We start from the raw sequence: 13,361 nt of genomic DNA, 5'->3' as shown, positions 1-13,361 counted from the left end.
AAAAATCCTGATCGAAATGTGAATTAATGCGGTAAATAATGAAAGTCAGGGGCTTTCCTGCCGGCTCGTCTACTTCCTGAAACCGGGAGAATAACCAAGAAAAAAACTGCTTCTTCAACGGAAGAAACAGTTTTTGAATGATGACTCTTTTAAGTCCGGTCTAAGATTAATGTCAACCGGTCACGCCAGTAACCCAGTCGTTTTAGTAGAAACGAAAGGCTACTTCTTCAGGGAAATCTTTTCCGCTGCTTTCAGTCCGTTCGCGATCAGCTTCCGGTACTCTTTTTTCGTTTCCTGGAGCGTTTCAAGTTCGTTTTTAATAAGCTGAAGAAAGTCGTCCGCCCCTCGTACTTCTTCCAAAATCTCCACGATCTCAAGGCGCAGGAGCCAGTCATCCGGATATTCTTTCAGCTCTTCGTATATGTTTACCAGCTGTCTTACTGTATCTGCCGGCATCTGGTTTCTTACTTCTCTTACCCGCCCGTACAAAGAATCGAGCATCGTTTCATCCTGTTCGTGGGCGAGATCCGACTGCGCGGGAAGGTCTTCGCCGTAATAGGCTTCTCCGTCTGCGGCGCCTGCATAAACAGAAACCACTTCTGCGCCGACCGCCATATCATAATCTCCCCATTCCGGTTCAAACAGCCGTATTTCCCCGTTTGTCACGAGTGTATTTTTCCACTGCACGAGAATCGGACGTCCATCCCGGAAAAGAACCTTCTCCACTTTCCCGCTTACTGTAATTCCGGAAGCAAACCTCAGTTCGGTGTCCTCCCCCTCTTTTAAGCCGAGAGCCTTGATCTCTTCGACGGAAAGCTCCTCTAAAGCGGTACCGTCTGCCAGCCGCCCGGCAGGAGTCCCGTAGCCGTCTGCATGAACAGTTTTGCTGTGTTCAGGCAGTTCCACCTCTCCATAAGCAAGTGCGGTCGGGGCCTTTGACTGCAGATAAATCACATTCCCTTCAGCGTCTTTCCTGCTTTCGTTCCAGATGCCTGACACCTGAAGCCCCGAGGAAAATTCAATAGTAGCCGTGTTTCCTGAAGCTGCCGCTTTATCGACGCTCTCTGCGCCGCCCTTTCGAAAAGCCATCGTATCTGCAAACTCCTCCAGTCCTTCCATAAGTTCTTCGAAGGTGCGGCATACAAACAGCTGCGGCTGTGGTTTTGTAATATCAAAGCCAGTCCGCACCACTTTCTCAACGTCATAAGGAATTTTCTTCACTTTGGGATCAAGGATATTTCCTCCTTCTTCCACAGAGGAAAGAAGCCCTGCGCCATAGATTTTCGGATTTTCCACTGTACCGATCAAGCCATATTCCACGGTCCACCAGTAGAGTCTGCCGATCAGCTCTGCCTCCGACTCCCCTTTTACGAGGGCTTCTCTTGCAGCAATCTCCTGCTGTGCTTCGGCAAGCTGCTCCCCGGTCGCACTTCCTTTTTCAAGCAGATTCGAATACGCCCGTACCGCTTCGAAAACATCATGCTCTTCTTTTGTGGCAATCGCTTTTTTTCCGATTTCCCCAAACCTTTTTACGTAAGAAGCATAAGTTTGGTCTGCAAGGATCGGCGCGTGTCCGGCCGCTTCGTGAAGCATATCCGGCGCGGGGGTGTACTGAATGTTTTCCAGCTTTCTGATTTCTGCAACAACCGGCAGAATCCCGTGTGATTGGAAATCAAAAAATGCCACCCCTGGAATAAAGCCATCGATCGTAGCTGCACCGAGACCGAATTGTCCGAGTTTCTCATTCATTTCTGCAACGTCGGGGATCTGCTCAATCGAAATACCGGATGCTTTCAGCCCGTCGGTATACGCTTCGTGAGCTAAATCTTTCAGCGTTTCGTGGTTTTGACGCATCACGTACCGCCAGACGGCATGGTTAATCGGTGTATAGCTTGCGTAATTCTGCTTCACCGTATATTGACGCAGATGGGCGGGAATTTTTTTGGCCATCAACATGACCTCCTTTTTATGTAATCGCTTTCATATTACGACAGCACAATAACGCTTCACCTAAATAAAGCGTTAACTTCTTTATTTTCGCATGTGGCAGGATTTCCGTCAATTATTTCGTTTCACTAAATAGAAGAAAATGCGGAAAAAATACGCCTTATCTAAGTTTACAGCAGCTATTTAATTAAGACGGACTTGAAAATAAAACAGCGATTATATACTGCATGCCATTATTCTTTTCCGCAGGGCTCATGTCCAGCCTCAGCTGATCCCTCCTTCCCACCTTTCTAAACGGATATTCGTCCTTATTCTCCCAGGGGATCTCCTGCACGGAAGAGCTGAAGCAAAGTGCTTTAAACCAATCAATCACGAATGCTTAAACAGCGCTTTTTAGAAAGGATGTTTTCTACTTTTGCTGCGAATATTTCCCTTCTGCATGTTTAAGGATTTTTCATTGTGGAAAACATACTATGTAGGCAGTTATTACTAGAAAGGAAGGGATAGACGTTATGGATCAAAAAATGCAGGAACTTATTGATGGATTAAATGAAGATCTCGCGAACGAATATGCCGCAATAATTATGTACACGTACAACGCTTCGGTTGTTTCCGGACTTTTCCGTTCGGTTCTTAAACCGTTTTTTGAAAGTGAAGTCGCTGACGAAAGCACGCACGCTCTTTATTTATCTGAAAAAATTAAGACGCTCGGCGGCACACCGACAACGACACCGGCAAAAGTTGAACAGGTGACGGAAGTAAGAGACCTGCTCGAACAGGCTCAGCAGGCGGAAATTGAGACAATTGAACGCTATGAAAAACGTAAAAAACAGGCAGATGAACTGAATCTGACCGAGCTTGTCGTGAAACTGGAAGACTTTATTACCGATGAAACCGGTCATAAAGAAGAAATCGGACGGCTCCTTCAGGACAGCCGGCTGTAATTCCAGAAGAACCCCGCTTTTAAAAAGCGGGGTTCTTCTGCACTGGTATTCGAAAAGGCTTCAGGATTTTCCTGAAGCCTTTTCAAAGTGTTGATTAAGTCATCATTTCAGACTATTTATGGTCTATGTCTCTCCTTCTCTTCCCGGCAGAAGTCTGCGTGGGGCTGGTCTTCCGCTGTTTTCCATGTCATGGACATGGAAAAGGGTGTTTTAACTGCGCTCCACATCCCATCGGCGTCTCCACCGGACATTACGGAGGAAAAGAAATTTTTTATGGAAGAAAACGGCCTGAATAGTCGTGGTTTTTTAAAATGAAGAACTTCTTTTTATCTCTCTGCTGCAGCCGCAGGGGGGCGACTCCGAGGCGATCAAGGACGAGCTGAAGATCCATTTCTTCCAACATGCAGGCGGAAGAAATTAGCTGAGGCCGGCCCGCCCGGAAAGCGTCCCCCCGGAAGGCGGAAGCAGCGAACTGTATACCTATAAAAATACACTTTATAAACAGCTTAAAAAGGCTTCAGGATTTTCCTGAAGCCTTTTTTATACGCAAAAATTCTCTAAAGCTTTTCCCCATTAATAAAATGAATCAATTTCATAATATACTTTTCAAGTTATTCTAACAAACGTTTTATCAATTTATAGTTTGAATATTCGTATATAAAATCGGATGATTGAAACAGCAGACGTCAGCTCCGGCGGAATGAAGACGAGCCCCGCGGAAAGCGTCTGTCTGAAGTGGAAATCATTCCCCATGTTCGGAAATCCCTTTCTTACAGCGGCTTATGAAATTGATTCAATATCAAAAATACTCTTTTCACTGGTGCCATCTATTTCTCTTCAAACGTTTCATATTCAAAATAATTAAAATCGGCAGGCAGACTTTCTCCGTTGTAATCCTGGCAGGCCATTCCAACGAAAGTTCCTGTGAAACGTACATCTTCAGCAGAGTCATCCGACATATGTGTCGTATCCATCCAGTTCCCTATTGGAGTCCAGTCAGCCGAATTCTGGTGTTTATAGAAAAACCGGAGAAGATTCTTTTCTATTTTCCCGCTTAGTTCAATCGGGCCTTCGGCAGGAATACGCTGAGGTGGAAGCAGCACCTCTTCATACTGTCCCTGAATCGTTCGAATGATCTGGAGCACCCTTCCTTTTTCCTCATGATATGTCACATGGAGATACACGTGATCTTCGGTGTCATAATACACCACCAGCCCTGCCTTCTGCTGGAATGACGAAGGGAAGAATGTTAATTCCGTATTGAAACGGCATGTAAATGCTGTCTGCCTCCGTGCAATCAGTGACTGTTGATGGACGGAGGATAGCGATTCACGACCATATAATCGAAGCGAACCTTTCCGCGCATTAAGACTGCACCATGATTCGTCCGGCGGAACACGAAGGGAATTCCAGACCCCACGGAGCGTTCCTTCATCGAAGCTGTCCCTAACAGGCTCGGAAGGAATGGGTACTTCCGGCAGATCCGGCCCTTCAATAAATTCATCAGGGAAATGCCCTCCCTGCGCGAGTCTCGGCCATCCATCTTCTGTCCAGACAACTTTCTGGAGCGCTGTCTCTCTTCCGAGTGTACAGTATTTATCTTTGAGTGGACGACCGCAGAGGTGGGCTAAATACCATTCTCCATTCTGCGTCTCTACAAGACTGGCATGCCCCGCTTTCTGCAGAGGAAGTTCTTCGTTACCCCGTGAAGTTAACAGCGGGTAGTCAGGGTCTGTTTCATATGGACCATCAAGATTTCTGGAGCGTGCCACCGTTTCTGCGTGGTCATAACGGGTGCCGCCCTCTGCGACCAGCAGGTAATACCATCCATCTTTTTTGTATACGTGCGGGCCTTCCGTCAATTTGATATCTGTCCCGGTATAAATGGTCTTGGCCTGTCCTTTCAATCTGCCTGTTTCTTTGTCCAGCTCCTGCAGTACGATTCCCGCGAAGGAATTTCTGTCGGACCTGTAATCCCAAATCATATTCACAAGCCACTTGCTTCCATCGTCGTCATGAAACAAAGAGGGATCAAACCCGCTGCTGTTCAGGTAGACAGGGTCAGACCAAGGGCCTTCTATGGAGTCAGCTGTGACAAGGTAATTATGTGCATCTTTATATGCGCCGTGCCACTGTTTTACATCGGTATATATTAAGTAATATTTCCCATCGTCAAAGCTCAAATCCGGTGCCCACACCCCTCCGGAATTCATGTTTCCTTTCATGTCGAGCTGTGTTGTCCTTGTTAATGGACTTGCCGCAAAGGCCCAGTTTTTCAAATCCCGGGAATGGTAAATCCGGACGCCCGGAAACCATTCGAAAGTGGATACTGCAATATAATAGTCCTCTCCTGTCCTGAGGATGGATGGATCTGCATTAAAGCCGGGAAGAACCGGATTCCGAATAGAATTCTTCAAAAAATCACTCCTAATTTAACGATTTTGAGCCATTCAGAATGCCTCTATCCTATCAGCATTCTGCACCCATGAGCCGCTGTCCGGCATATTTTTATGAATTCAGCTTGAGCCGGACAACGTTCCAGGAAGCTTTGTTCGCTTTCACTTCCAGCTCCGTACCGTCCCATTCCGACTGGCCGTTACGGTGAGGCTTTACGTTCTGCTCCCCTATCGTATTTTCCATTTTCAGATTATCGTGTTCCAACACGAGATGCTCTGTAACCTGATATCCTGTGAAATCTTTCAGGGAATAACGGACGAGCACATCTTCTTCAAGATGTCTGTTCAGCAGAAAGACAGCCAATTCTTCTTTTTCTTCATTCCACACTACCGCTGTATCAACATAAGGAACGTCAGTGAATTCTTTCGTATCAAATGCAGGAGACGAGACGATAGCTTGAAGGGACACACCGCGCCCAAAAACAGAAGCGTGCATATATGGATAATAGATCGTCTGCTTCCAGGAACCTCCTCCGTTTTCCGTCACGATTGGAGCAATCACGTTAACGAGCTGAGCCATGCAGGCCATTTTAATCCGGTCCGCATGCTTCAGGAAAGTGATAAGAATTCCCCCTACAAGCAGCGCATCTTCCATATTATAGCGGTCCTCAAGCTGTGGAGGAGCTGTCTGCCAGCGTTCGAGCTTCTTATCCTGCTCACTCGAGTGATACCATACGTTCCACTCATCAAAGCTGAGCATCATCGTTTTTTTACTTCGTTTTTTTGCTTTTAAATAGTCGCAGACAGATGTGACAGTCTGAATGAAACGTTCCAGTTCCATCGTACTTGCAAGGTAATTCTGGGAATCGTTGTCCGGGTTGCCGAAGTACTGATGCAGGGAGACATAGTCTGCTATTTCATAAGTATGTTCCATCGTCACCGCTTCCCATTCGGGGAACGTCGGCATTCCGGCCCCTGAACTGCCGCATGTCACCAGTTCAATGGAAGGATCGACCTGCTTCATCGCTTTTCCGGTTTCCGCTGCCAGCCGGCCGTACTCTTCTGCTGTTTTCTGCCCAATCTGCCAGGGCCCGTCCATTTCATTTCCGAGACACCATGTTTTAATCTGGTGAGGGTCGGGATAACCGTGTGCCTGCCTTAAATCACTCCAGTAGGATCCACCGGTGTGATTGCAGTATTCAACGAGGTTTCTCGCAGCATCTATCCCTCTCGTCCCCAAGTTGACCGCCATCATGACTTCTGAACCGGCTTTCTTTGCAAAATCAGCAAATTCATTTGTCCCGAACTGATTTGTTTCTACAACCTGCCAGGCAAGATCAAGTTTTCTCGGACGGTCTTCCTTCGGTCCTGTACCATCCTCCCAGTTGTAGGCAGAAACCATATTCCCGCCCGGATAGCGGATAATCGGCACCTGCAGCTGATTGATAAGAGAAAGGACATCTTTACGGAATCCCTGTTCATCTGCTTCCGGATGCCCGGGTTCAAAGATACCTCCATAAACAGCCCGCCCCATATGTTCAATGAACGAGCCGTATACCCTCTCATCCACTTTTGAAATAACTGCTCCTTTATCGAGTAGGACTCCTGCTTTTTTCATATTGCTCCGCCACCTTTCAAATTAAGCGTGCTGCTGCACTTGTATTTTTTCCATAGAACGATCGAAAAACCACATCAACATATAGGCCAGAACACTTCCTGAGAAAAAGACAATGACGGCAGGAAAGGCAAGAGACAAATAGATGCCTCCCCACAGAATAACTCCAAACAATAGAGCGATGTGCAGCCGTCCGAAGATAAACCGTAACGTGCTGGCCAGCGTCTGCATTACTCCCTGCTCCTGAAAGTGCACGGAGACCGGCACTACGGTAACCAGTACGAGCAGGTAGAGGCTGACGACGAAAAGAAATGCAACGACAACCGGAAACGGCACGGCACCCTCAGACTGACTGATCACCTGATAATTCATATACAGCAGGGCGCCTGCACTGAGCAGCAGCCATCCGCAGACGTTGGACCGGATGAAATTCGCTTTATAAATTGTAAGGAACGGTTTCACTACCGGCACTTCGTTTCCGCTGCGGACCCACTGGCGGGCAGTAACAAAGAGGGCGTACGTTGCCGGGAAAAGACCGAACACGACGAGTCCTGCAACACTGAATCCAATCCAGACAACGTTTAACAACGCAAACTTACTAATAAACCGTAGGGCTTCCTCCACCTTTGCAGTCAATATTAAAACCTCCTTCTCAAATACGTCTTATCCCTTAACTCCACCGGATGTAAGGCCGGCGATGAAGAAACGCTGAAAGAAAAGGAACAAAATAATGATGGGAATGATCGCCATTACAGACCCGGAAAACAGTAATTCATAATTGTTGCCGTAAGGGGTAAGCAGAGTAGCCAGCCCTACAGGCAGCGTAAACATGTCACTTGAACGCAGGACAACGAGCGGCCAGAGAAAGTTATTCCAGCTCATCAGTCCCATCAGTATAGCCATTGCAGCAAACGAAGGGAGCATTAACGGTGCCATAATCCGCGCAAAAATACCGAACTCTGTACATCCGTCCACTCTCCCCGATTCCATCAGTTCTTTAGGAAGACCAAGGCAGTACTGCCGAAAGAAGAAAACACCGATTGGTGCTACAATCAATGGAAGCATCACGCCGAAATAGGAATCCACCAGCCTCAGATTTATCATCATCGTATAAAGAGGAAGCATTAGAATCTCAAATGGAATCATTAAAATAAGCAGTACAAGGACAAAGATAATCCGCTTCCCCTTAAACTCATATAAAGCAAGGGCGTACCCGACCATCGAGGAAAAAAACAAGGATAAAACTATCAAAACACCAGACACAATCAAACTATTGCCGTACCATCTCCAATACGATCCCGCTTCAGCACTGAAAAGCGTCTGGAAATTCTCGATATCAAAATTGGTGAAGAACAGTTCTGCTGTCAACCCAAACCTCATTAAGTCAGTTGCAGGACTTAAGGAGGCTACTACAAGTGATATAACCGGAAAAAGTGCAATGAGAGATATGATACTGAACATGACTATTAATCCGGCACTGACCGCTTTTTCTTTGGACGTAAGATTTGACTCCTTCATCACTCATCCTCCTTTTTAAAGGCTCCAGTAAGATAAAGCTGCACGATACTTACCACAAAAATAATTGCAAGAAGGACAATCCCGATCGCTGCTCCAAAGCCCATGTCGTTGCGCTGGATCCCTTCCTCATAAATATAACCAACAATGGTCAGACCTATATTACCGGGAGAAGAGGTTTCGAAAAATACAAAGCTTTCCTCAAACATCCGAAAACCATTAATCGTGGTAATAGTTGATAAAAAGATAAAAATAGGCTTAATCGCAGGAAAGGTCACATTTCTGAACTTCTGCCAGATATTGGCGCCATCGATATCTGCCGCCTCATATAAATCTTTACTGACATTCTGAAGGGCAGCAAGGTAGTAAAGGACGTTTACCCCCATCCATCTCCAGGATGCAAGTGCTACCATGAGAAACATTGCTGTTCCAGCTCCGTAGCGCCATTCTACAGCATCAAATCCTAAGAGCTGGACGACCTGGTTTGCAAAAGCTGCATCGGATTCTCCAAAAATCATCCTGAAAATAGTACCGGCTACAATGACAGAGGTCAAAGCCGGAATAAAGATAGCAGCCCTGAAAAAGTTCGTAAAGCGGATCAGCCGGGAATTCAGAAAGACTGCAAAAATCATCGGTATGATGGTCAAAATGATGACTGTCCATATTACATAAACGGTAGTGTTCTGAAGTGCCGTAAAAAACACCGGATTGAAAACCCTTTCAAAATTTGAGAGCCCTATATATTCAGTCTGACCTGGAAGCACACTCTGAAAACTCATATTGATGGCACTGATGAACGGATAAAGTGACAGTAATAGAAATGAAATGATAAACGGCGACACAAAGATGTACGGGGCCGCCTTTTTCGAGTAAAGAATAGAAGACCGCCGTTTTTTTGTTTTCGTGCCTTCCACTGCCTTTTCCATATCGAAAACCTCCTTCTATACTTTAAAATTATAAATACTCAGAACCAAGTCGTCTGTGATCAAACTGTGAGATCCTCACCTCCGGAGCGTATAATTTAATGAATAAACTTAGACCAGCTAATTCACTATCTGCCTCTTTCATATAACCAAAGAAAAACGAAAAATACAACATACACATAAAATAGTTTTTTGCATAAAAACTTGTACGTATATTTAGTTTTAAATTATAAATTATTTTGCACTTATCCGCAAGTTCGTTTTCATTTAACCTGCCTTCCCTACTTGCAGCAGCATTCCAGACAGATTTTAAAACTTGGCGTCCAATATAAACATGTCCGCGGAGACTTGACGCTGTTTCATTTCACTATAGAATACGTCTGCGATATTCTGTTTCCTTTCAGAGAAATCAGTAAATTTTATTGACTTGTACGTATTAATAATTTATTATAATGCATATAACTTAATTCATTCAATAAATTATCTCCAATCTTTTTTTATCATCCAAGGCTGTATTCATTACCCGTTTCCGCTGATTTATTTTTTTCATGAAGTTATCGCTTATTTATGTAAGCGTTGACATATTTATTTTAAAGAGGGAGGAATATCAATGAAGAAAAAATATTTATTGACCGTGCTGGGGGGCACTTCGCTGGTTTTAGCAGCCTGCGGCAGTAATGGAGGAGAAAATTCCGGTAATGATAGTGAAGCTGACGCAGGAAATGGTGAAGCTGAAGAATCAGTTGTGGTCGGCGATGATATTGAAGGAGCAGAGGAACTCAGTTTCTGGACTTTTGCAGAAACACATGCTGAATTTTTTGAGGACGCTGCCATAAGATGGAATGATGAAAACCCGGATAATCCAATTCAGTTAACGGCTGAAGTATATCCGTTCGATCAAATGCATAACAACCTGCTGCTTGCCCTGCAGTCAGGCTCCGAAGCACCGGATCTCGTAGATATTGAAATTGCCAGATTTCCTAACTTCCTTCAGGGAGATGTACAGCTGGAACCATTGAATGATTTGATTGAAGGAGAACTTGATCAATTCATTACAGAGCGCCTGGACATTTATGCAGACGGAGATACCTACTATGGAGCGCCTACACACTTAGGTGCTACTGTCGTGTACTACAATATGGATATTATGGATGAAGCCGGCGTCGATATCGACACAATAGAGACGTGGGATGATTATGTTGAAGCCGGGGAACAGGTTGTTGAAAATACGGAAGTGCCGATGACGACCATCTCCACTAACTGGTATGGAATTTGGCCTTTTGTTGCACAGCGTGGTTCCGATTTCTTTAATGATGAAGGTGAACTGACGTTAGCAAATGAAACAAACGTCGAAACACTGCAGTTTGTATCCGACTTAGTGAATGAGCACGAAATCGCGGAAATTACTCCCGGTGAAGAAAACCACTCGGAAGAATTCTATGGATTCATGAACGGCGGCGGCGCTGCCTCCACGATCATGCCACTGTTTTATATGTCCAACTTCCTGGCTGAAATGCCTGACCTGGAAGGAAAGATGGAAATTCGTCCGATGCCTGTATTTGAGGAATCCGATGCCCGGACAGTAGGTATGGGCGGTACAGGAACGTCAGTAACGAGCCAGTCCGAAAATGTCGATCTGGCAAAAGACTTCCTCTACTTCGCCAAAATGTCGGAAGAAGGAAATATTAACCTCTGGACTCAGCTTGGCTTCGATCCTCCTCGTTGGGACGTTTGGGATACAGAAGAAATCCAGGCCGACAGCGAATTCTACGAGTACTTTAATGATGATATCTTTGATCTTCTTCTGGACATCAGAGAGGAGGTTGAGGGAGTAAATATTACCCCTAACACTCCGGATGTTCTAGATGAAATCGATACGAACGTGATGTTTAATGTGATCCGGGAAGAGACACAGTCTCCTCAGGAAGCTCTGGACCAGGCAGAAGAAAGTATCAGACCTAGAATGGAAGAATAAACAGACAATTATGTTTTATTCTGTGTCTTCTGGATGGAATAGAGAGACTGTCTCAAAAGGTATATCGAGACAGCCTGGAAAGCACGCGCCGAGCCGGACAAGATGTTAAAAAGCCTGTTAGACCGGGATTTGACTAACAGGCTTTTGTCCGGGCGAAGCCATGCCCATATCTTTATAGGGCAGCCCCACCCCTCTTTTTCGTTTATCTGGATGCTGTAAGAAATAAAGGCACAAAAAGCACGAAGCTCCCTGTTCCCCCGGGGCTGCTTCGTGCTTTTTTCTGTTTTTCCGCAATATTTCCTCTGCTACCGTCTATTTTTCGTTTCCTGCTTTTATCGAGTTTTTTAAATGAAGTAAATTTCCTCGAATTAGATCTCTCTAAGATTCTTATAGAAGGCTGCCAATTTCTCGTCGGTCTCCTCCGCCAGATGGCCGAGCCAGATAAGATGCCCCCATGAGTCCAGCAGCTGCAGATCCGCCTGCGGCATGTTCTCTGCGGCGTGCTGCGCGTGTGAAACCGGAACCGAGCTGTCAAAACGGCTGTGCATAATGAGCACCGGGCACGACACGGCCTCGAGCTGTTCCGGAGTGATTTTTTTCGTCTGCTCCAGATCAATCAGAAACCCCTCCCCCGAACGCTGGCGCCGGTTCATCGCTGCAAGTGTCAGGTGATCACCGTCTGCGATTCGGCTCCCCGCTTCTGTGTAAGACAGCGAGCTGAAAGAGGAAAACATCTGTTTGAACATAAAGCGCGGGAAAACTGTGCTTATCGTACTGATCATTTTCCATGTGTACTTTTCTGTTTTCGGATGAAATAAAATGCGCGCAGCTTTGTACGTCTGGTCTTCCGGCTTCAGCCATTCTTTCGTCACCGCGGACTGCAGCGTAAGCGAACGAACCAGTTCCGGATACTCTGAAGCAAACGTAATCCCAGTCGGCCCTCCAGCAGAAGCAGCCACAACGTGCGCACCGTCAATTTCAAGATGGCTGAGCAGTGCGGCGTAGAACCTGCATGCTTCTGACAGGGAACGTCCGATAGAGGCAGACGTTTTACCGTAGCCTGCCCGGGACGGTGTGATAATCGAGAACCCGCTGGCTAGCAGCGCCTCGTAGCCTGATTCTTCATAGCAGCTGGAATGGCCCCCGTGAAACATCAGAACAGCAGGTCCCTCTCCATGGATTGTGTATTCTATAGTTTGACCTTCTTTCGTGAAAGTACCGTATAGAGATGGCATGTAAAACCCTCCTTTTCCAAAAGACACTTCGTTTTGATTTCTGCTTTTTTCTTCTTGCGGATACCTTCACTCCTCCTGCTCCTGGTCTGGTACTGCTTCAATTGACCAGTTTCTTTTCAAGAACTATTTTGTGAACTCCTCTCTCATTATAATACGTTTCAACTGCCTCAAATCCATGTTTTATATTTAATAGAAGCATGTTCCGCCATTTATTCTTTGTTTTTGTCTGTACAATATGATATCCACTTTGTTTTAAATATTCGTGCTGCTTTTCCATTAAGGCGGAAGCGATACCACGATTTCGATACACGGCATCCACTCCTCCTAACCAGCTGTAAAATTTATCTTTATCCATTTCATAACCGGCCTTATATCCAATTACCTTGGCTTCCCTCATCGCAATAATAACCATTAAGCGAGGCTTTCGTTTCATTTTGCAGGCAAAGTTGTCCGTCTCGCCAAAGATCCCCTTATGTACATCCATCATTCCATTTAAAATCTTCTCATCAAGTACACAATTAAATATAAAATATTTTACCTTAATAAAAACTCCTCCCTCTTAAACCTGAGGCTGCCTGGATGAAAGCGATCACTGCAGAGCTTAAAAACTGCCCGATTAGTGAAAATAAAGTGTATATCTGCATAACTATAACAGCTCCAGAATGCCTATCGTAAGTCTGCAGTCCAGCTGTTATTTATCCATTCCTTTTTAAATACGGAAATAGCTGCAGATTGTTTCAATGTGAATAAGTCAAAAAGATGATATGATGAATTTTGTGGTTCGTTCAGTTTATATCAGCTTCAAGAGTAT

Annotated in this window: 10 protein-coding genes; 2 read left to right on the top strand and 8 right to left on the bottom strand. The window is 45.4% G+C overall.

The window, feature by feature from the left end; all coding sequences use genetic code 11:
- Nucleotides 1-219: 219 nt before the first annotated feature.
- The gene (locus FTX54_RS02455; RefSeq protein ID WP_147803926.1) at nt 220-1,950 is read right to left on the bottom strand and encodes an aromatic amino acid hydroxylase; all 1,731 of its coding nucleotides are present in this window, start codon (nt 1,948-1,950) and stop codon (nt 220-222) included.
- Nucleotides 1,951-2,459: 509 nt separating this feature from the next.
- Between FTX54_RS02455 and FTX54_RS02450 the strand changes: the two genes are divergently transcribed.
- A complete protein-coding gene (locus FTX54_RS02450) occupies nt 2,460-2,891 on the top strand; it encodes a ferritin-like domain-containing protein (protein WP_147803925.1) in 432 nt (143 codons plus the stop codon).
- A gap of 827 nt (nt 2,892-3,718) precedes the next feature.
- Here FTX54_RS02450 and FTX54_RS02445 read toward each other — a convergent pair.
- From FTX54_RS02445 to FTX54_RS02425, 5 genes are all read right to left on the bottom strand, one after another.
- Nucleotides 3,719-5,308: a glycoside hydrolase family 43 protein gene (locus tag FTX54_RS02445; RefSeq protein WP_147803924.1), complete on the bottom strand. Its 1,590-nt coding sequence runs from the start codon at nt 5,306-5,308 to the stop codon at nt 3,719-3,721.
- A 91-nt stretch (nt 5,309-5,399) separates the two neighbouring features.
- A complete protein-coding gene (locus FTX54_RS02440) occupies nt 5,400-6,905 on the bottom strand; it encodes an alpha-N-arabinofuranosidase (protein ID WP_147803923.1) in 1,506 nt (501 codons plus the stop codon).
- Nucleotides 6,906-6,926: 21 nt separating this feature from the next.
- Nucleotides 6,927-7,538 carry a YesL family protein gene (locus tag FTX54_RS02435; protein ID WP_187254560.1) on the bottom strand — a complete coding sequence of 204 codons (612 nt, stop codon included), beginning with the start codon at nt 7,536-7,538 and terminating at the stop codon, nt 6,927-6,929.
- Between the two features lie 27 nt (nt 7,539-7,565).
- A complete protein-coding gene (locus FTX54_RS02430) occupies nt 7,566-8,420 on the bottom strand; it encodes a carbohydrate ABC transporter permease (protein WP_147803921.1) in 855 nt (284 codons plus the stop codon).
- Nucleotides 8,420-9,343, bottom strand: a complete 924-nt coding sequence (locus tag FTX54_RS02425; RefSeq protein ID WP_147803920.1) for a carbohydrate ABC transporter permease — start codon at nt 9,341-9,343, stop codon at nt 8,420-8,422. The genes FTX54_RS02430 and FTX54_RS02425 overlap by 1 nt, the downstream gene beginning before the upstream one ends.
- Before the next feature lie 607 nt (nt 9,344-9,950).
- On the opposite strand from FTX54_RS02425, the gene FTX54_RS02420 reads away from it, so the two are divergent.
- The gene (locus tag FTX54_RS02420; RefSeq protein WP_147803919.1) at nt 9,951-11,315 is read left to right on the top strand and encodes an ABC transporter substrate-binding protein; all 1,365 of its coding nucleotides are present in this window, start codon (nt 9,951-9,953) and stop codon (nt 11,313-11,315) included.
- A 368-nt stretch (nt 11,316-11,683) separates the two neighbouring features.
- Here FTX54_RS02420 and FTX54_RS02415 read toward each other — a convergent pair whose 3' ends face one another.
- Complete coding sequence (locus FTX54_RS02415; protein ID WP_147803918.1) at nt 11,684-12,550, bottom strand: alpha/beta fold hydrolase; 867 nt, start codon at nt 12,548-12,550, stop codon at nt 11,684-11,686.
- Nucleotides 12,551-12,647: 97 nt separating this feature from the next.
- Nucleotides 12,648-13,037, bottom strand: coding sequence for a GNAT family N-acetyltransferase (locus tag FTX54_RS02410; protein ID WP_147803917.1), 390 nt, complete (start codon nt 13,035-13,037; stop codon nt 12,648-12,650).
- Between the last annotated feature and the right edge of the window lie 324 nt (nt 13,038-13,361).

The organism is Alkalicoccus halolimnae, from assembly GCF_008014775.2.
GTDB classification, from domain to species: Bacteria; Bacillota; Bacilli; order Bacillales; family Salisediminibacteriaceae; genus Alkalicoccus; species Alkalicoccus halolimnae.
This window is presented reverse-complemented; position numbering and strand designations above follow the sequence as displayed.